This is a genomic window from Nostoc sp. 'Peltigera membranacea cyanobiont' 213 (genome assembly GCF_002245975.1).
Taxonomy (GTDB): Bacteria; Cyanobacteriota; Cyanobacteriia; order Cyanobacteriales; family Nostocaceae; genus Nostoc.
In genome coordinates this window covers 16,834-36,385 of sequence record NZ_NOLI01000029.1, presented here as the reverse complement: position 1 = coordinate 36,385, position 19,552 = coordinate 16,834, and the positions used below count along the sequence as shown (strand labels likewise).

General features: G+C 40.6%; 15 protein-coding genes. 7 read left to right on the top strand and 8 right to left on the bottom strand.

Annotation, left to right across the window (positions count from 1 at the left end):
- Positions 1 to 96 precede the first annotated feature (96 nt).
- Together CDG77_RS11060 and CDG77_RS11055 are read right to left on the bottom strand one after the other, a co-directional pair.
- On the bottom strand, positions 97 to 759 hold the full coding sequence (locus CDG77_RS11060) for a response regulator (RefSeq protein ID WP_094329460.1): 663 nt from the start codon (positions 757 to 759) through the stop codon (positions 97 to 99).
- Positions 759 to 2,024: a sensor histidine kinase gene (locus tag CDG77_RS11055; RefSeq protein ID WP_094329427.1), complete on the bottom strand. Its 1,266-nt coding sequence runs from the start codon at positions 2,022 to 2,024 to the stop codon at positions 759 to 761. Before CDG77_RS11055 ends, CDG77_RS11060 begins: the two co-directional genes overlap by 1 nt.
- A 365-nt stretch (positions 2,025 to 2,389) precedes the next feature.
- Here CDG77_RS11055 and CDG77_RS11050 point away from each other — a divergent pair, with 365 nt between their 5' ends.
- The 4 genes from CDG77_RS11050 (at position 2,390) to CDG77_RS11035 (ending at position 4,600) form a co-directional block, all read left to right on the top strand.
- The gene (locus tag CDG77_RS11050; RefSeq protein WP_094329426.1) at positions 2,390 to 2,908 is read left to right on the top strand and encodes a Spy/CpxP family protein refolding chaperone; all 519 of its coding nucleotides are present in this window, start codon (positions 2,390 to 2,392) and stop codon (positions 2,906 to 2,908) included.
- 64 nt (positions 2,909 to 2,972) lie between these two features.
- A complete protein-coding gene (locus CDG77_RS11045) occupies positions 2,973 to 3,494 on the top strand; it encodes a Coq4 family protein (protein WP_223269782.1) in 522 nt (173 codons plus the stop codon).
- A gap of 248 nt (positions 3,495 to 3,742) precedes the next feature.
- Positions 3,743 to 3,985, top strand: a complete 243-nt coding sequence (gene sipA, locus CDG77_RS11040) for a regulatory protein SipA (RefSeq protein ID WP_094329425.1) — start codon at positions 3,743 to 3,745, stop codon at positions 3,983 to 3,985.
- 57 nt (positions 3,986 to 4,042) lie between these two features.
- Positions 4,043 to 4,600, top strand: coding sequence for a peroxiredoxin (locus tag CDG77_RS11035; RefSeq protein ID WP_094329424.1), 558 nt, complete (start codon positions 4,043 to 4,045; stop codon positions 4,598 to 4,600).
- A gap of 142 nt (positions 4,601 to 4,742) precedes the next feature.
- Here the strand turns inward: CDG77_RS11035 and modA are convergent, their stop codons facing one another.
- The gene (gene modA, locus CDG77_RS11030) at positions 4,743 to 5,537 is read right to left on the bottom strand and encodes a molybdate ABC transporter substrate-binding protein (RefSeq protein WP_094329423.1); all 795 of its coding nucleotides are present in this window, start codon (positions 5,535 to 5,537) and stop codon (positions 4,743 to 4,745) included.
- A gap of 94 nt (positions 5,538 to 5,631) precedes the next feature.
- Between modA and CDG77_RS11025 the strand changes: the two genes are divergently transcribed.
- Positions 5,632 to 6,063 (top strand): TOBE domain-containing protein, encoded by a 432-nt coding sequence (locus tag CDG77_RS11025; protein WP_094329422.1) that lies wholly within the window; start codon positions 5,632 to 5,634, stop codon positions 6,061 to 6,063.
- A gap of 41 nt (positions 6,064 to 6,104) precedes the next feature.
- Here the strand turns inward: CDG77_RS11025 and CDG77_RS11020 are convergent, their stop codons facing one another.
- A complete protein-coding gene (locus tag CDG77_RS11020) occupies positions 6,105 to 7,724 on the bottom strand; it encodes a cyclic peptide export ABC transporter (RefSeq protein ID WP_094329421.1) in 1,620 nt (539 codons plus the stop codon).
- A gap of 162 nt (positions 7,725 to 7,886) precedes the next feature.
- On the opposite strand from CDG77_RS11020, the gene CDG77_RS11015 reads away from it, so the two are divergent.
- Positions 7,887 to 9,542: a B12-binding domain-containing radical SAM protein gene (locus CDG77_RS11015; protein WP_094329420.1), complete on the top strand. Its 1,656-nt coding sequence runs from the start codon at positions 7,887 to 7,889 to the stop codon at positions 9,540 to 9,542.
- Here the strand turns inward: CDG77_RS11015 and CDG77_RS11010 are convergent.
- The 4 genes from CDG77_RS11010 to CDG77_RS10995 form a co-directional block, all read right to left on the bottom strand.
- Positions 9,539 to 9,940 carry a DUF1636 family protein gene (locus CDG77_RS11010; RefSeq protein ID WP_094329419.1) on the bottom strand — a complete coding sequence of 134 codons (402 nt, stop codon included), beginning with the start codon at positions 9,938 to 9,940 and terminating at the stop codon, positions 9,539 to 9,541. The genes CDG77_RS11015 and CDG77_RS11010 overlap by 4 nt on opposite strands.
- 336 nt (positions 9,941 to 10,276) lie before the next feature.
- Positions 10,277 to 11,371, bottom strand: a complete 1,095-nt coding sequence (gene pstS, locus CDG77_RS11005; protein WP_094329418.1) for a phosphate ABC transporter substrate-binding protein PstS — start codon at positions 11,369 to 11,371, stop codon at positions 10,277 to 10,279.
- Between the two features lie 134 nt (positions 11,372 to 11,505).
- Complete coding sequence (locus CDG77_RS11000; protein ID WP_094329417.1) at positions 11,506 to 12,903, bottom strand: cytochrome c biogenesis protein; 1,398 nt, start codon at positions 12,901 to 12,903, stop codon at positions 11,506 to 11,508.
- A 29-nt stretch (positions 12,904 to 12,932) separates the two neighbouring features.
- Positions 12,933 to 13,673 (bottom strand): cytochrome c biogenesis protein CcdA, encoded by a 741-nt coding sequence (locus CDG77_RS10995; RefSeq protein ID WP_094329416.1) that lies wholly within the window; start codon positions 13,671 to 13,673, stop codon positions 12,933 to 12,935.
- A 521-nt stretch (positions 13,674 to 14,194) separates the two neighbouring features.
- Here CDG77_RS10995 and CDG77_RS10990 point away from each other — a divergent pair.
- Positions 14,195 to 19,552, top strand: coding sequence for a trifunctional serine/threonine-protein kinase/ATP-binding protein/sensor histidine kinase (locus CDG77_RS10990; protein WP_094329415.1), 5,358 nt, complete (start codon positions 14,195 to 14,197; stop codon positions 19,550 to 19,552).

Sequence of the window (19,552 nt, the reverse complement as noted above, 5' to 3'; positions counted from 1 at the left end):
ACCCAAATGCTTATAGTGCGTTACGACGTTCCGTCTAACTTATATTTTTTCAAAAATCAAATATGATTCCTATTAAAGATTAAAATTACGAATTATTTAACTTGCTTCCTTCAAATAGGATAAATATGTATTTGCCCAAATCGCTGCTTGAGTGCGATCGCGCAAATTTAACCGATTTAAAATATTCGTAACATGATTTTTGACCGTACCCTCAGAAATGTAGAGTTGTTGAGCAATTTCTCGGTTACTAGCGCCTGTAGCAATTAACCGCAAAACCTCTTTTTCTCTGGGAGTAAGTTCAGTTAAACTAGATGGTACAGGGGGTGACTGGGTTACTATACCATTAGAAAACTGAGTTAATAGCTTTTTAACTATACCTGGGCCTAATTGAGTATATCCTTTATAAACAGCACGAATAGCAACAGCTAATTCTTCTGATGGTGTATCTTTCAATAAATAACCCATTGCCCCATTTTGCAATGCTGCTGATACATATTCATCATCATCAAAAGTTGTTAAGACTAAAATTTTAGTTTTTGCAAAACGTTTTTGAATCTCCTTCGTGGCTGCAACTCCATCCATAATAGGCATTCTAATATCTAGCAATACCACATCTGGCTGGAATTCAGCAACCAAATTAATTGCCTGTTCGCCATTTTCTGCTTCTCCGACTATCTCTAAATCTGGTTCTAATTCTAATAACGCTCTTAATCCTTGACGAATTAAACCTTGGTCATCTACCAACAATACTTTAATCATCATCTCAACCTCATTAAAGGAATATTAACTGTAATTTTGCAACCAGAACCAGGAGCGCTATTAATATTAAACTCACCTCCAAGTGCTAAAGTGCGATCGCGCATACTATGAAGTCCAAAACCAGTAGTATTTTGCCCTAAATCAAAACCTCTACCATTATCCTGAATTATCAATCGCAAATTTCCTCTGGTTGTCGTGAGTTCCAGTTTAACCTCGGTTGCATAACCATATTTAGTTATATTTGTCAAAGATTCTTGAATAATCCGGTAAATAGCAGTATTGATTTCAGGTGGTAGAGAATATTCCAGGTTGATTTGGCAAATTGGTAAAATGCCATTAGAGCGATGAAAATTTTCTGAAAGACTAGCGATCGCACTATCTAAAGATTGCTCTTGTAAGGGATTGTAACGCATAGTAGAAACAGATTGGCGGACATCTTTTAGCGCCTTGGAACCTAATTCTTTTGCTGTTGCTAGAAATGTTTCAGCCTTACCTGGGTTAGATTGCCACAGTTTTAAAGCTGTTTCTAATTGCAAATTTAAAGCAGTTAGAGAATGTCCTAATGAATCATGAATTTCACGAGCAATGCGGTTACGTTCTTCTAAGGTAGCTTGATTTTCAATTCGCATGGCATATTCACGGAGTTTTTCGTTAGCGATCGCTAGCTTTTCTCGGCTGTGGCGTTCAGATAACACTGCATTCATCATCAACAACACAAAGACCAAACTTAAGCCAAATACTAGCGACCAATTCAAGCTAAGAAATCTGAATTTTTCTTGTGCTTGTGGAGATGCTTGTAAATTGAATAGCTGATATTTTAACTGTGTCGTAAATAGAAATAACGTAAAGGATAGGGAGGTAACAAATAAACGTCCAGGCAAGTTAAATATTAGGCAACTGCGAGTAACTAAAATTATGTAAAGAAAAGGAAAAAGACGAGCGAATCTTTCACCAAATAATCCAGTAGTTAAAATTAATGAAATTTCAACAACCGTGTATATTATTTTAGATGTCTTGCTCTTTGTGGGTAATATCAAGCCCATTAATGCAAAAATAACCAGACTATAAATTGACAGTTCTGGCAATAGATTGCAAACTGATAAGTCGGGAAATGTACCACAAATTGATAGCTCTGGAGGTTTGGGATGAAATCGCCGTAAGGGAGGTGGGATCACTGCTGTTAATGCAGTGATAGCCAGTAGTATCCACTCCAGATAAAGTAGAGATGGAAAAGGATGCTTGTTAATTTTAAATTGACTATTCATCAGTCATTTTGCTCCAGTTAATGAATGAGTTAAGAGTTTGGAGTTATAAATTCTAACTCTTTTAACGGTTACTTCAGCAGTTTAAAGTTTTCGCCAAGTGAGTAATTAATAGTAAATGCAGGGGATAAAAACATAATGCAATAAGCTAAATAAGGATTTATAAATCAATCATCATAAAAATATTCATCATTTATAACTTCTAATTCCTAACTCCCACCTCCTAACTATTTATTGTCAGTCAAATTTGTCAAAATTCAATCATGACTAAAGTCATGGGTAAAACCATGACCTTCTCCTCATGTAACTACTAAAGATAAGTTCTTATGATGGTGACAACCAACCAGGAAAAACCCACAGGATAAGTAATGAAACTCAAAGTATTATCGCTAGTCGCTGGAGCGATCGCTCTAACTTTAACTGCAACCTCCTTTGCTGTTGACGCTCAAACAGCCTCTCCTTCACCCTTGTTACTGGCACAAACTCCACAAAAAGAAAGGGGCCCTTGGAAAGACTTAAATCTAACAGATGCCCAAAAAAGCCAAATTCAGACAATTCGCCGCGATAGCCGCACCAAAATGGAGGCAGTTTTCACGCCAGAACAAAAGGCAAAATTAGAAGCAGCAAAACAAGCGCATCAGGCTGAACGGCAAGCGCGTAAGGCTCAGGGGCAAACAGGTCAAGGGCAACCAGGTCAGCATCGTGGTCGCAAAAAAGGTAATTTTGCTGACTTAAATCTGAGTGAAGCACAGAAAACCCAAATGCGACAAATTCGGGAGTCTGAGAAACAACAGATTCAAGCAGTCTTAACCCCCGAACAGCGCCAGAAAATAGAGCAATTCCGTCAAAATGCTCCTTCTCGCCGTCAACAAGGCAATCCTCAATAATAATCTTTCAAAAAATAATAATTCTGGGATGGGCAGTGCTGCCCATCTCATCCCAAGATAGATTATGATGCAACCCTTTGCTGCTTCTCCAAATCCTACTCCTCGCCTGCAACAGGTTTTAGATTTAATCGATCGCGTCGCCATAGCACAAGGACGAGATGTTCCTCAAATTGTGGAAATAGAGAGATTGCGTTTTCTCCCTACTGGCACTTTTGGCAGAACTTGGGCGAATTTCCTCAATGAACACAATCTACAACCTTTTACCACTGGTAGCCGTCGGAAACAACTCCATGATGGGATTCACATCCTTACAGGCTACGGTGCTGACTTCATTGGTGAAGCAGAAGTACAAGCATTTTTATTAGGAACAAAATTTAGCACAAGTAACTTGATGCTGGGGCTAGGACTGTTGCGAGTCATCCATAAAAACCTAAATTCTCAACAACAATTTAGCTGGGACAGACTCTGGCAAGCATATCAACGCGGTTGTAACTCCCACCTTGACCCAGATACTTGGCAACCAGAATTACTGTGGCACTTACCCTTGACTGATGTCCAGTCATTATTTTCCACAGTCAAAAATTAATAGACTTCTTGCAGAAGATGCGGAAAGGGGATGAAATTTTCCCCTTTCCCTTTCCCCTTTTTAGGGATTAGTCTTTTCAAAGTAACTTCTAAAATCTCTGCTTTCCTCTCTGCGCTCTCCGTACCTCTGCGGTTTAAAAGTGATTTCTTGAACCACATCTACCTAATTCCCAATTCCCCATTTACTAGACTTTCAAGATAGTTATGAGTTATGAGTTATGAGTTATTGAACCTCCTAGCTTGATTAAGATGTCTCAAGAATTCGCAATTGGTAGTAAAGTGCGGGTTGTGGCACTACCGCCCTACGTCAAAACAGCTGAACCTATGCCCATGCTGCGCCCCCCTGATGTTATTCGCATTGGTGAAGAGGGGATAGTGATTGACCGCCGTCCCGGTGGATATTGGGGTATTCGGTTCACCAGGGGAGCCTTTCTGCTAGATAGCCAATACATCGAAAGCACAGATAACCCTCCCAAATCTGACTCTAAGTGAGATTTGCTGCAACCAAGAATTGTAAACTTGTGTAAAGTTGTGATTCTGGTTTACACCATGATTTCCCGCCGCACTTTTTTAAACATATTATTTGCCAGCTGTATTTCTGTCATCAGCTGGCTGAACTTTACCCCTGTTGCTGATGCTCTTGGTGGTAAACTTCCTACAATTAATCAACCCGCACCAGAGTTTACTTTGCCAACTAACACAGGTGATGGCAAAATTTCCCTCTCTGACTTGCGCGGTAAGTGGCTAGTCCTCTACTTTTACCCTAAAGACTTCACCTCTGGTTGCACCATAGAAGCTCGTCGTTTTCAGCAAGACTTACCTCAATACCTTGATAAAAATACCCAAATTATTGGCGTAAGTGCTGATGACATAGATTCTCACGCCAAATTTTGTGATTCAGAGGGACTAAAATTCCCACTATTGGCTGACACCGATGGTTCAGTGAGCAAAGCTTATGGTTCGTGGCTCGGTTTCTTATCGAGCCGCCATAGTTTTATCATCGATCCTCAAGGCATCTTGCGCGAGACTTTTGTCAAAGTCAACCCAAACATTCACAGTTCAGAAGTGCTGGCACGATTAGAAAAGTTGCAATCCACGGCTTCTTAGGACTTCCAAAAAAAATAACCAATCGCTGTGTAAGTAGGGGGCAGGGGGAGTAAGAAAAATATAATCTGAATAAATTGGATAGTTTATTTTCTGGAAGTCCCTTAGACCTCAATTAAGATAAGGGGCTTAAGCCCCTTGTTCTTCAACGTATAATAAACCCATATTTTTTGAGTACATCCTTCGCTTGACTGTCAGATAAAAACTGGATAAACTCTTTGGCTGCGGGAATTTTTTTACTACTTTTAATTACTGCCATTGGATAGACAATTGGTGAGTGAAACTTATCGTCAGCAGCGACTACAACTTTTACCTTATTGGAGATTTTGGCATCAGTGGCGTAAACTAAACCAGCTTCAGCGTTACCACTTTCTACTGCTGCTAAAACTTGACGCACATTGTTAGCAAAAACCAATTTGGACTTTACCCGATCGTAAAGTTTCAATTTTCTTAAGACTTGCTCCCCATATTGACCGGCGGGTACACTTCTGGGTTCACCGATCGCAATTTTTTTAATCTTACTATCTGTTAAATTGTAGAAGCTATTAATGCCAACAACATCCTGAGCCACAATCAAGACTAAACGGTTATTTGCCAGGTTAGTCCGGCTACCTGGTACCAAAAGTCCTTTTTGTTCTAAGGCATCCACTTGTTTTTTGCCGGCAGAAATAAAGATGTCGGCTGGCGCACCTTGTTCAATCTGTTGCTGCAAAGCACCAGAAGCCCCAAAATTATAATTAATGTTGACATCTGATTTACTTTGTTGGTACAAAGGCTTAATTTCTTCCAGTGCCTCTTTTAAGCTGGCGGCTGCGGACACGAGGATAGTGGTGTTTGACTGTGCTATTACAGGAGAAGGAGTAACTAACGGTAAACCGATTGCCAAGAATAAGCCAGCAACTGCTACACCCAGGAAACCAAGAATTTGTCTTCTTTTCATAGAATAAGGTGCTTGAGAGGTTTTTTTCTAAAATTGATGCTAGGTAGAATCGTACCAATAATACCAAGATTTTCCCAACTATATCGGTAAAATTATGCCTAAAAAAGAACAAGGCTGGGTCACATTCCAAACCTCAGAAGAGGAACGAAAGATTTTAGAAGAGTTTTGCGGCCAGTCTCAGCGAACCAAGACCGAAATTCTGCGGGAATTGGTACGCGGTCTTAATCAACACTCTTCACCATCCAATTCCCTACCAACTGAGGAACATCTCTACACTCAAAACCCTGAGATAGAAATTAGTACTCAAAAGAAATCACTCAAAGTTAGCTCCCGCAATATTCTGAAGGGTGTTATTAAACGAGTTGTGACAGGAGCAGTTAATAGTGAGGTGACACTGGAGATTATTCACAGAGTTGAGTTAACTTCGATTATCACCAGAGTATCGGTAGAAGAGTTAGATTTGTCTGAGGGGAAAGAGGCTTATGCCGTTATTAAGTCCAACGATATAGTCATTGCCAGAGAATAGGAGTAGGAAAAGATTTGTGATTTTACTCCAATACTCTGGGATTAAGTTTTGTCTGACTCGATTTTTCCATAGTCAAGTTTAATAATTCGGTTGGCTAAATGAAAATAGCGGTCGTCGTGGCTAATCACTAGTACTGTTTTGCCCCGCGATCGCAGTTCGGGTAGTATCTGAGTGTAAAATATTTCTTTGAATACTGGATCTTGATCGGCTGCCCACTCATCAAATAGATAAATTGGTCGATCTTCCAAATAGGCTGTAAGCAAAGCTAGCCGTTTCCGTTGTCCTTGAGAAAGTGCTGTGGTGGAAAGTTGCCCATTTTCAACTTTCACTTTATGGTCTAGTTGCAGTTGTTTTAAATATTTTTTGGCTTGAATATCCAAGTCACCATTTTTTAATCCCAAAAGTTCTTCAAATAAATAAAAGTCGGAAAATACTACAGAAAAATGCTGCCGATACCATTCTCGGTTCTGTTCGCTAATTAACTCATTATCAAACCAAATCTCACCATTTTCAGGGATATAGAGTCCGGTAATTAGTTTAGCTAATGTAGATTTACCGCTACCATTTCCCCCGACAATAAAGACTAATTCTTGAGGAGAGAGTGTCAAATCGATGGGGCCAAAGGTAAAGCTATTGTCTTCTTGAACTGTGTAGTAAGTATGGGTAACACTTTTAAATTTTAAGCTGTGCCAATCATCTTTCAGAGCAGGTGGAACAGTTGATATTTCAGTTCGACTAGCTAGAGATAAACCCAATGACTCGATTTTTTGCAAGGCAATACTGGCTTTGCTTAATAGGGGAAGTTTGCTGATGATGTTATCCATTGGTAACACCAAATAAGTGAAAGTTAAAATGTAACCAGAAAGAGTTTCAGAATTGATGGTAAGCAGATTCGGCAAAACGAATAGGACAAAACCGAGGGCAAAAAAGAATATGAGTTGACCCCAGCTTGAAGTTATGGCAAAAAGGGTCAGACCGTTAACATTGTGATGACGAAACTCGTTAGCAGTTGATTGCAGTTTTTCTGCTAAAAAGTCCTCACGTCGCCTGTAATTTAGTTTAAGTTCCTTGACTCCTTCGGTAATAGTGCGAAAATGTTTAAACAGATGATCCTCATCTTCACGAGCTAAGGCCAGCAATTTCCCGCCTCTGTTGAGTAGCCACTGACAACTAGCGATCGCCACTACTGAAATCCCACACACCATTACCAGTACTAACCAAGACAGCCAAGTTATGTACGCTATGCAGCCCAGGACGATCGCTAAATTAATAAAAATGAAAGGCATCTGATAAACAGCATTAGCAACCGCTTGAATGTCTTCTGTGAGAGTTGCCAATAATCGAGGATTCCCTAAGCGTTCCAGATGACTCAATTCAGAAGCGAGAATCTGGCGACTCAAACGCATCCGTAATTGCAAAACGGCATTCTGAGAAAGACGAATCAGCATCACTTGAGAAATGATACTGGTAATCAGTGCAATGATCGCCAGCCCCACAAAACCCCAAGCGATGGATGTGAAGCGGGAAGCGGAACTGCTACTTGCTGTATGGCTAATTAAGGCAATTAAGCCAGCACTACTACCGCCACTCAGGAATCCGGTAGCGATCGCGATCGCTACCATTCCCCATGAAGAACGCAAAAGAAAGTAAATCAAATTCATGACAGTGGCTTGCAAACTAATTCAGTTCGCCCTTCTAGGAGAAATTTTATATCTTAACAGTTAAAAACTTCTGAAAGATCGCGGTAAGCTAGTTTGGATGACAGCTGATTACGTCAATAGATTGTCAAATTAGCTGTTCAGTCTTCTGGGGTGAAATTTGCGATGACTGTAAATCTGAAGTCTTTAGAGAACCCAACTTATATAGCGGCCGATTCAAAAACCGCTCCGATCGCTAAGAGAACCAGCTACGTTCCCTCAAACCATCGACGCATTCTGTGTATTTTTCCCAAGTACAGCCGCTCCTTTGGGACTTTTCATCACGCTTACCCACTTATGGGTAAAGTTCGGGCTTTTATGCCACCCCAAGGTATTTTAATTGTGGCTGCCTACTTACCTCAAGAATGGGAAGTGCGGTTTATTGATGAGAATGTCAAATCAGCAACGAGGGGTGATTATCAATGGGCTGATGTGGTGATTGTCAGTGGAATGCATATCCAAAAACCACAGATTAATCAAATTAACGAACTCGCCCATCGAGTCGGCAAAATCACAGTTGTTGGTGGTCCTTCAGTATCTGGGTGTCCAGAATATTATCCTGAGTTTGACATTTTAAATTTGGGTGAATTGGGAGATGGAAGCGATCGCCTGATCGAGTATCTAGACCAAAATCTGGAACGTCCCCAAGCGCAAATCCGCTTTGAAACTAAGGAACGTTTGCCCCTAACGGAGTTTCCCACCCCAGCTTATCATTTGCTGAATATCAATGATTATTTTCTGGCAAATGTCCAGTTTTCCAGTGGTTGCCCTTATCACTGCGAGTTTTGTGATATTCCCGAACTCTATGGCAACAGTCCCAGGATGAAAACACCAGAGCAAGTAGTCGCCGAGTTAGACGCAATGCGACAATCTGGCAATTTGGGGGCAGTGTATTTTGTCGATGATAACTTTGTTGGCGATCGCCGCGCCGCGATGAAGTTACTACCTCATCTGATTGACTGGCAAAAACGCAATGGCTACCCCATCCAGTTTGCCTGTGAAGCAACGCTCAACCTAGCTCAAAGTCCCAAACTGCTAGAGATGATGCGCGAAGCTTATTTTTGCACAATCTTTTGCGGCATCGAAACACCTGAACCAAATGCTCTCCATGCCATTTCCAAAGACCAAAATCTGAGTATGCCCATCTTAAAAGCAATTCAGGTTTTGAATAGCTATGGTATGGAAGTAGTATCAGGAATCATCATCGGGTTAGATACAGATACACCACAAACAGCAGACCGAATTATCGAATTTATTCGAGCATCGCAAATTCCGATGTTGACAATTAACCTACTTCATGCACTACCGAGAACTCCTTTATGGCGGCGGTTAGAAGCAGAAGGACGACTTCTCTTTGATGAAAACCGCGAATCAAATGTTGAGTTTTTGATGCCCTACGAGCAAGTTATTGAGATGTGGCGGCGTTGTATCACAACTGCTTATGAGCCGGAATTTTTATATGAGCGGTTCGCCTACAACATGGAACACACCTATCCAAACCGCATCAAAATTCCTAACAGCCCGTCTCGCGCTTCTGCGGCTAATATTCGCAAAGGTTTAACTTATTTAAGTAATATTTTGCTGCGGGTAGGCATATTTAGTAACTATCGTCAAACTTTCTGGAAAATGGCAAAGCCAGCACTAAAAGCAGGTAATATTGAAAACTTGATTCACGTTGGACTTGTGGGACATCATTTGATTAAATTTGCCCAAGATTGCGCCAAAAACGAAGAATCAGCTTCGTTTTATTCCCAAAAAATTCTCACCAAAGTCCGTAGCTAATGACCCGGCGGCAGAGGTGGAATCCGGGCGATCGCTCCGGCTCTGAGCAGTTCCGGGCGCTTGGCGTAGGCGAGCAAACCATCTGGCTTGGCGTGATATTGACTAGCACAGTCAAGTATGGCAGTTGCTGTCTCCTCTACACGTTCAGCATCAGCAGGCAGATCGCCGAATAAGTAGGTGTGTTTGTTAGGAGAGACGAAAGCAATTGCACAAACCTGCTCGCAAACACCCATACATTCAACGGGTTGAATCGAGAACTCATCTTGCAATACCCAGTCATGATATAGGGTTTGTAATTTCTCTAGCAGCCGTTCACCGTCGCTTTTCGCAACATCCTGTTTTGTCTGATGGCTACTTCCACAGATTGTGCAGACAAATATAATGTGTTGATGATTCATAGATAAATTGCAGGGTTCAATTTCTCATCCTGTATCTATATCTCAGTCCTAAAGGGACTGAGAGTGTCAATCTCAAATAACGCGATCGCTTACTCTAAGAGGATGTTTGAAAAGTCCTCTTGTCGGTATCAAAAGTTTTAGATCCCCCTAAATCCCCCGATAAATTGGGGGACTTTGATTCTTCCCCCTTTTTAAGGGGGGTTAGGGGGGATCTAAAGTGCCTAAAGTCACAGCGAAACACTTTTCAAACAACCTCTAAACTAAAAACTAAGTAAGTTGGTAGAAATAAGCCAAATTACGTTAAGAAACGTAAACAGCATTAAAGCCCTGACTTAGTTATTCTGCAATTTTATTTGCAGCAGATTGCACTTGAAGCACAACTTTTTTAGACAAAGGAATATATCCGAGTTCCAAACTGGATTTTTGCCCCTCAATCAAAGCCCAATCAATAAATTTTTTTAGCGCTTTACCTTTGACTCGGTTTGGATACTGCTGATAAGTCAAAAGCCAGCTGTAAGTGACGATGGGATAAGACTGGGAACCTGTAGGATCGTTGATAAAAGCAATCAAGTTATCGGCGGGTAATTTCACTGACTCCAAGGTTTGAGCTACAGATTCTGGTGTCGGCGTAATATAATTACCAAATTTATTTTCCAAAGCAGCCATAGGGAGTTTATTTTGTTTGGCGTAAACGTATTCTACATAGCCAATAGCTCCTGGTATCTGTTGAATTAAGGCGGTAACACCTTCGTTACCCTTTCCACCAATTCCCACTGGCCATGCTACAGCTTTACCGGCTGCAACCTGGCTTTTCCATTCTAGACTTATAGTACTAAGATGTTGCGTCAATACACTTGTAGTCCCACTACCATCAGTACGGTGTACAACCTGAATCGGTAGATTGGGCAAATTTACCCCTGGATTAGCTACAGCTATTCTTGGATTATTCCAATTCGTAATTTTTCCGAGAAAGATATCTACGTAAACTTGGCGTGATAGGTTTAAACCATTTGGTAGATTGGCTTGAGGTGACTGGCGAGTGGGCGCGAGGTTGTAAGCCAGTACTATGGAACCAGCAGTCATAGGTAAAGCAATTACTCCCTTTTTTATCTTAGCTGCTTGTTCATTTGTAATTCCCACATCACTAGCTGCAAAGTCCACAGTCCCTTCAATGAGTTGTTGCACTCCAGCGCTGCTTCCTATAGCTTGATAGTTAATTTGCACATTAGGATTTTGCTGGTTGTAATCTGCAAGCCAGCGTTCGTACAAAGGTGCAGGAAAACTTGCTCCAGCACCAACCAGGGAAACATGCTTGATGCTTTTATTACCAGCAGTGCAAGAAGCAATACTCAACAAGATCGCGATCGCAGGTAGAAGGCAAACCCGTCGTTTAGATTGAAGTTGAGCAGATATATAAATCTTTAGTTCCAATGTTTAATAATTTTCCAATCTGTACCCGTGTGGGCATAATCATTTGTAAAACGAGGAAAATAACTTTGAAATCCATAGGTACGCAAAGGGATCGTGTATGTGCCCCTACCCTGCGGGAAGGGGAAGCAATACATTTAAACTTCAATCGCCGCCTCTTTCTCCTCAACTTTTGGTTGTGAACTCAGCCAATCTAAAATCTCTAAAACCTCTTGTTCAAAAGCAACTTGGGCGCGATTAGTTTTGCCACCCACATACAAGCGATCGCCTTTTTGCAATGCCCATATTTGCGAATGAGAAAAGTAACTCATCACCACACCCAGCATGAGTAAGCCAAACCCTGTGTAAACAATTGGTATGCCTGGATCGGCTTTAATTTGTAAGCCAGTGCTACCAATGACATCCAAAATTTTCAGCTTCACACCATTGACTTCGGTTGACATTCCGGCGCGGACAGTATCAACGAGTTTGCCAGTAGGATCGTAAATTAATACCATCCCTTGCAAGTCTTTAGCTAATAAAGAGACACCCTCACTCAAATCTGGTTTAGTCGGAACCCATGTTCCCCAAATCCGCCCTTGTCCCTTGGTGTTCAATAGCGCCATCGGTAGCTGAAAAATCGGGCTGTTGTTAAATTGGACGCGAACACCTGCGATTCCCCAATCAGTTTGGTAGAAAGTTATGCCATGATAGCGCAGAGGCTCGTTGACAAAAATCTTCTTGCGATCGATTTCCTCTCCCTGCTTATTTAAGACAGACATATCGGAATAAAATTGATCGATGCCGCCAGATGGAGTGTAGTCAATCCAAAAACGATTTACTCGCACAGACCAATCTTTTGAGACTTGGGCAGCTATTGGCCCAGCATCTACAATATTTGTCACTTGAAATGTATCGCCACTAGCAACCATTTCTTGTGCCAGAAACCCAGTCATCGCTCCCCAAATTCCCCCTAGCAGAATAGCTACGATGCCAATATGAACGATAATTGGGCCGATGCGTCCGACTATTCCCTTGCGGGCGTAGAGGAGATTTTCTTTTTCTGGATCTGGAAAAATTTTATAGCGGCGTTTCTGTAATATTTCGCTGAGAGAATTTAGGGAACCATTATCTAGTTCGGCACTTAAAGCTAATTTTTGAAATTGTCGTGGTTCTTCGTAATATTTCCAGCGCTGGGCAGCTTTTAAGGCTGGTAACTGACGGGTAAATGAACAAGCAGTTAAACTCGTGCCAAATAAGATGAGTAATGCCAGAAACCACCAGGTACGATATACATGGTCTAACCCAACTACCTGAATTACCTTCCAAGTTAGGAAACCAAATAAAGCGGGATGTTCTGGGTAATTGCTTTGGTAAAATGCAGGTGACTGGCCTTGCTCAATTACAGTACCAGTGGAGCTAAAGATTGCAATCAATAGCAGGAGTGCGATCGCTAATCGTAAGTTAGTCAGTACGGGCAAAAGCTCCTGCCGTAAGAACTTTCCAGCTACTGACCACAATTTTAATTCTTTGGACGCTGAATCATCTATTGTCATTAGGTGTAAAAGCTAACAAAGTATTGATCTTAAAAATTGCCGAGGGGAATCCGAGAAATTAAGGAAAATACACCGAATCCTACCAACAGCGCCCCGCTAACTGGGTTAATCCAACCAGACCAGCGACGCAATTCTAGTAACTTTTTAATTGAAGCTGTAAAAGTCCCCGCCAAAATCAAGGGTGCTACATAACCGGCTGTGTAAGAAAGTAGCAAAATAGCGCCTAAAATTAAATCTTGTGTACTGGCAATCCAACTCAGCAAGCTAGCTAAAACAGGCGTGCTACAAGGGGATGCGACTAAGCCGAAAGTCAGCCCCAGCAAATAAGAACGCAATCCTGCTGGTAAATCTGGCGAAATCCAATTGGTTTCGCCCAAGGATGGAAATTGCAGAGGTAATGCTTCTAGTAAGTTCAGCCCCATGAGAATGGCGATAATGCTGACAATAATCGGCAAACCAATTCCCACTTGACCATAGACTTTTCCTAATAAACCTGCTATAATTCCTAGCCCTGCTAATGTAGTTGCTAATCCTAAAGCAAACCAAGTTGATTGGGCAGCTGCTTGGAGGCGATTTTTAGCTTCATAACCGCCAATATAACCAATGGTAATTGGCAGCATGGAAAGCATACAGGGTGTAAGACTGGTGAGCAAGCCAGCGGCAAAGATGATCCCAACGCTTACCACGCTAAGGTGTGTCAGTTGGTTATGAACGAGGCTGTTGGCAAATTGTTCTAGTTGGTAAATTTGGGTTTGCAGGTTATCAAGCATGAGGGATTTATGAGCGGGAAATGCTTACTCTGCTTGAATTTTAGCTTATTTTTGGTTTGTGAGTCAGCAGAAGTGATAATCCGAATCTGATATTATCTAAATTTCATCTGCTCAAAGAAATGTATCTAAAATACGAGTAAGCTCGGATTATCCCTGAAGAAACACGGCTGGAGTATTTTGGCATGATGATTGCATTACCCGGATTTAAAATGTCACTTTGTTAAAAGCAGGGGTAAAAGCAGTCATATACCGTGGAATCAAGCTTAAGGAACAGTGTCTGGTAATTATTAAAGGGTTGCCTCCAGAACAGTAGACTTGTCCGAAAACTCCAAAGCCAAAGATATCAAAGCTTTGAGACAAAACTTTGATATCTTTGCGAAAACGCAGTTATGAGGGTTTGAGATAGTTAGTTTGAACAAAGGCACTCATTTCCGAGACAAATTAGTTGTTCAAAAATCAAATAGGAGTCGTATAGTCCTATATGGGAATACTAAATCCAGAAATCGTCAGGATTTAGCAGCATGGTTAGCAATCTAATTAGTATTCCCGGATATTACATAACTGAAGAACTCTACAATGGTTCCAGAACCCTTGTTTATCGAGGGTATCAAGAAACCGACTCCTTAAGAGTAGTCATCAAGCTGCTGAAAAATCCTTATCCCAGCTTTAGCGAACTCGTACAATTTCGCAATCAATACACCATTGCCAAAAATCTCAACTTAAGAGGAATCATCCACACCTATAGCCTAGAACCGTACCAGAATGCTTATATATTGGTGATGGAAGACTTTGGGGGAATTTCCCTCAAGGATTATTTCGCCGACAATAATAATGTCGCGTCTCTAGATGAATTTTTACAAATAGCCATATCTCTATGTGACATCTTAGATATTCTTTACCGTCAGAGAATTATTCATAAAGATATTAAACCCAGCAATATTTTAATTAACCCCGAAACCAAACAAGTAAAGCTAATTGACTTTAGTATTGCCTCTTTGTTACCACGAGAAATCCAAACGCTCATCAGCCCTAATGTATTAGAAGGTACACTTGCTTATATTTCTCCAGAACAAACAGGAAGGATGAATCGGGGAATTGATTACCGGACTGACTTTTATTCTTTGGGTGTAACTTTTTACGAATTGCTCACAGGAAAGTTGCCCTTTGAGTCAAATGAACCGATGGAATTGGTGCATTGTCATATTGCGAAACAAGTACCAGTATTAGTTGACAGTAAAGAAATTCCCCAAGTTATTTCTGATATCGTCATCAAATTGATGGCAAAAAATGCCGAAGATAGATATCAAAGTGCTTTAGGTTTAAAGCATGATTTAGAAAAATGTTTGTATCAGATCAAAGAAAGTGGTAAAGTTGAAACCTTTGAGATTGGTAAGCGGGATATTTGTGACAGCTTTATTATCCCTGATAAACTTTATGGACGAGAAACCGAAGTAGAAAACCTGTTCCAAGCATTCGAGCGCATCAGTACGGGGACAACCGAAATGATGTTGGTAGCTGGTTTTTCGGGTATTGGCAAAACAGCAGTTGTTAACGAAGTTCATAAACCCATTGTTAGACAACGTGGTTATTTTATCAAAGGAAAATTTGACCAATTTAATAGAAATATTCCCTTTTCTGCATTTGTGCAAGCATTCCGAGATTTAATGGGGCAATTGTTAACAGAAAGTGATGCCAAAATCCAACAATGGAAAACCAAAATATTAGAGGCTGTAGGTGAGAACGGACAGATAATTGTTGAAGTTATTCCCGAATTAGAAATAATTATTGGTACTCAAGCACCAGCACAGGAATTATCAGGAACTGCGGCACAAAATAGATTTAATTTATTATTCCAGAAATTCACCCAAGTCTTGACTAGTAAAGAACATCCATTAGTGATGTTTTTAGATGATTTGCAATGGGCTGATTCGGCATCCCTGAAATTAATTCAGCTATTAATGGCTGATACAGCATATCTTTTCTTAATTGGTGCATACCGTGATAACGAAGTCAATCCAGCCCATCCGTTAATGTTGACTTTGAGTGAAATTCAAAAAACGGCGGCAACTATTAATACTATTACTTTAGCTCCATTGAATCAAGGTAAGGTGAATGAATTAGTTGCTGAGACACTTAAGTGTACAGAAACTTTGGCATTACCTCTTTCTCAATTGGTAGATCATAAAACTCAAGGTAATCCTTTTTTTGCTACACAATTTCTCAAAGCATTGCATCAAGATGGACTAATTAAATTTGACTTTGATTTAGGCTGTTGGCAATGTGATATTGCAGCAGTGATTCAGCGAGTGTTCACTTCGGATGTGGTTGAATTTATGGCATTGCAGTTACAAAAACTGCCAAAGTCAACACAAGAGGTTTTAAAGTTAGCTGCGTGTATTGGCAATCAATTTGATTTACAAACATTGGCGATTGTTTGCGAATTATCTGAGGTAGAAACGGCTACTGATTTATGGGCTGCTTTGCAGTCAGATTTGATTTTACCCCAAAGTGAGGTTTATAAGTTTTATCAAGATAGTTATGAATACAGTCAAATTAGCGATCGCCAGACAGCTAAGTATAAATTCTTGCACGATCGCGTCCAACAAGCTACTTATTCTTTGATTCCTCAAAATCAGAAGCAATCTACTCATTATCGTATTGGCAACTTACTCCTAGAGAATCTCTCAGAGGTCGATAGGGAAAATCAGCTTTTTGAAATTGTTCATCACCTGAACATCGGCAGTTCATTAATTGTTAGCCCCTCGAAACGTGAAGAACTTGCCCAGTTAAACTTGGCGGCAGGAAATAAAGCCAGAATTTCTACTGCTTATGAAGCTGCTTCTAACTACTTTGTTGCTGGTATTGATTTATTAGCAACAGACCATTGGGAAAAGCAGTATCAGCTATCCCTAAAATTGTTTCTGGAAAGAGCAGAAGTTGAAACCCTTACAGGTCATTTTGAGTTGGCATCTAGTTTAATCGAAACAGTTCTCGAACAAACGGATATTTTACTCGATAAATGTGCAGCTTATGAGCTAAAAATGCGAATAAATACTGCCTCTGGACAACCCCAAACCTCTATCGAAACTGCTTTGGTGGCTCTGAACTTATTAGGGATTCCATTGGAATCAGAACCTCCTAGCAGCGTTGATTTTGAGCAACTACTAAACCTCCCAGAGATGAGTCATCCCGAAAAGCTCAAAGCAATGGAAATTCTCATGTCGGTTATTGGTGCTGCGTATGTTGCCCAGCCCGGACTCATGTTGCCAGTAACCCTAACCATGCTCAAATTATGCACTCAGCATGGCAATTCACCAATTGCTGCGTTCACCTATGCTTTTTATGGTGTCTTACTCTGTGGGTTTATGGGCGATATTGAATTGGGTTATCAATTTGGTCAACTTTCGCTCAAAATTCTTGAAAAATATGATGCTCTTTTCTTGAAAAGCAAGGTATATGCTCTCTTCTATTCGATGATATGTCCCTGGAAAGAACCTATTTCTGCAACGATTGATGGCTTGCTAGAGTCCATTCAAAGCGGTTTAGACACAGGGGATATAGAATATGCTATGTACAGCTTAAAAGATTACTGCCATTATTATTTTCTAACAGGTGCATTTCTTGATGATGCTAATGCAAGATACGAAAAATATCTGGCATTAAGTCGCAAGATTGAGTATATACATGACGATCTTGCGATCTGGCAGCAGATAGGAATCAACCTGAAAAATTCCTACATTGGAGATGTACAGATTACCCTTAAAAATCTCAATGAGGCAGATACTTTCCATAGTTTGAAAAAGAAGCAATATAATATACCTTTGTTTAGTGCTTACTTTGCTAAGTGCCAACTAAATTACTTCAAGGGTGACTATGCAAAAGCCATTGAAAATGCAAATAAGGCTAGCACTTACCTTGACTTTGTTGTTGGCAAAATCTATCCTACGGTGCATAATTTCTATCTATCGCTGGCACTATTGGGGCTTGCCGAAACATTAGAACCAGAGGAACGCTCAGAATATCTTGATCTAGTCAGGAAAAATCAAAGTCAATTACAAACCTGGGCTAATCATGCCCCAATGAATATCCTCCACAAATTTTATCTAGTCAAAGCTGAAATTTGTCGAGTTTTGGGAGAGAAAAGCGAAGCCATCGAATACTATGATCGCGCGATCGCTCTCGCCAAGGAAAACGGCTATATCCAAGAAGAAGCCTTAGCCAATGAACTTGCGGCTAAATTTTACCTAGATTGGGGTAAACAGAAAGTTGCCGCCAGCTATATGCAGGAAGCTTACTACTGCTACGCTCGCTGGGGTGCAAAAGCCAAAATTACCCATTTAGAACAACAATACCCCCAACTACTAGCGGGGATTCTTCGATCCTCTTCCCTTCCCATCACCTATGAGGGAACCATCGCCCCAACCTTGATCAGGAGTTTCACTAACGTCAATAGCAGCCAGAATTTATGGTTAGATGTTCCGGCGGTAATTAAAGCAGCACAAGTTATCTCACAAGAAATTGAGTTAGAAAAACTGTTAGCAACCTTGATACAGATGGCGATCATTTCGGCGGGAGCGCAAATCGGTTGTTTAATTCTCCGCCAAGACGAACAATGGTTAGTAGTTGCTCAAGCCAATTCAGAGCAAACACACAGGTTAAAAATCCTCCTCGAACAATGTCAGGAAATTCCCCAAAGTGTTATTTATGCGGTAGCGCGGACACAAGAGACGACTGTGTTTGAAAACTTGAGCGATTCAGCCCAATTTGCAGGCGATCGCTATATTACCACCCACCAACCCAAATCCGTGTTATGTACTCCCATTAACCATCAAGGAAAATTAATTGGCATCCTGTACTTAGAAAATAATCTCACTACAGGAGCATTTACGAGCGATCGCCTGCAAGTGATTCAACTGCTCACCGCCCAAGCAGCTATTTCCTTGGAAAATGCCAAGTTGTATTGCCAATTAGAGGAATATTCTCATAGTTTGGAGCAAAAAGTCTCCAAACGCACCCAAGAGCTAACACAAAAAGCAACGCAGCTAGAATCAACTTTACAGGAATTGCAACACACTCAAGCTCAACTAATTCAAGCGGAAAAAATGTCCGGTTTGGGACAATTAGTTGCTGGTATTGCCCACGAAATTAATAATCCGATTAATTTCATCTATGCCAACATCCAACCAGCGAGTGAATACGTTACATCCTTAATTGAATTAAATCATTTATACCAGAAAAACTACCCGCAACCAATACAAGAAATTGAACAAAAAATTGCTGAGGTGGAACTAGATTTTTTGGTGAATGATTTGCAAAGTCTGCTTAAATCGATGCAAATAGGAGCAGACCGCATCTGCGAAATTGTTTTATCACTGCGTAATTTTTCCCGTTTAGATGAAGCCAAAATAAAACCAGTATATATTCACGAAGGCATTGATAGCACGCTGTTAATTTTACAGCATCGGCTCAAAAATAGGAGCAAAAACACAGAAATTTCACTCATTAAAGAATACAGCCAAATACCTTTAGTTAATTGTTATCCATCCGCTTTAAATCAGGTTTTCATGAATATTCTCAGTAATGCCATTGATGCCCTAAAAGAATTAGATGTAAATCAGAAACCAGCTATTACAATTCGTACTCAAATACAAGAAAAAAAATATGTTTCAATCCAGATTATCGACAACGGGATGGGAATGAGTGAATCAGTACGAAATAAGATATTTGAACCATTTTTTACTACGAAACCTGTAGGCAGTGGCACAGGTTTAGGATTGTCAATTAGCTATTCGATTGTAGTAGAACAACATGGAGGTCAGTTAAACTGTATTTCGGCTCCAGGAAAGGGTACAGAATTTGTCATTCAAATACCAATGTAA

Coding starts and splice junctions, on each gene's coding strand:
- CDG77_RS11060 (WP_094329460.1), bottom strand. CDS start 759: ATGATTAAAGTATTGTTGGTAGATGACCAAGGTTTAATTCGTCAAGGA.
- CDG77_RS11055 (WP_094329427.1), bottom strand. CDS start 2,024: ATGAATAGTCAATTTAAAATTAACAAGCATCCTTTTCCATCTCTACTT.
- CDG77_RS11050 (WP_094329426.1), top strand. CDS start 2,390: ATGAAACTCAAAGTATTATCGCTAGTCGCTGGAGCGATCGCTCTAACT.
- CDG77_RS11045 (WP_223269782.1), top strand. CDS start 2,973: ATGATGCAACCCTTTGCTGCTTCTCCAAATCCTACTCCTCGCCTGCAA.
- sipA (WP_094329425.1), top strand. CDS start 3,743: ATGTCTCAAGAATTCGCAATTGGTAGTAAAGTGCGGGTTGTGGCACTA.
- CDG77_RS11035 (WP_094329424.1), top strand. CDS start 4,043: ATGATTTCCCGCCGCACTTTTTTAAACATATTATTTGCCAGCTGTATT.
- modA (WP_094329423.1), bottom strand. CDS start 5,537: ATGAAAAGAAGACAAATTCTTGGTTTCCTGGGTGTAGCAGTTGCTGGC.
- CDG77_RS11025 (WP_094329422.1), top strand. CDS start 5,632: ATGCCTAAAAAAGAACAAGGCTGGGTCACATTCCAAACCTCAGAAGAG.
- CDG77_RS11020 (WP_094329421.1), bottom strand. CDS start 7,724: ATGAATTTGATTTACTTTCTTTTGCGTTCTTCATGGGGAATGGTAGCG.
- CDG77_RS11015 (WP_094329420.1), top strand. CDS start 7,887: ATGACTGTAAATCTGAAGTCTTTAGAGAACCCAACTTATATAGCGGCC.
- CDG77_RS11010 (WP_094329419.1), bottom strand. CDS start 9,940: ATGAATCATCAACACATTATATTTGTCTGCACAATCTGTGGAAGTAGC.
- CDG77_RS11000 (WP_094329417.1), bottom strand. CDS start 12,903: ATGACAATAGATGATTCAGCGTCCAAAGAATTAAAATTGTGGTCAGTA.
- CDG77_RS10995 (WP_094329416.1), bottom strand. CDS start 13,673: ATGCTTGATAACCTGCAAACCCAAATTTACCAACTAGAACAATTTGCC.
- CDG77_RS10990 (WP_094329415.1), top strand. CDS start 14,195: ATGGTTAGCAATCTAATTAGTATTCCCGGATATTACATAACTGAAGAA.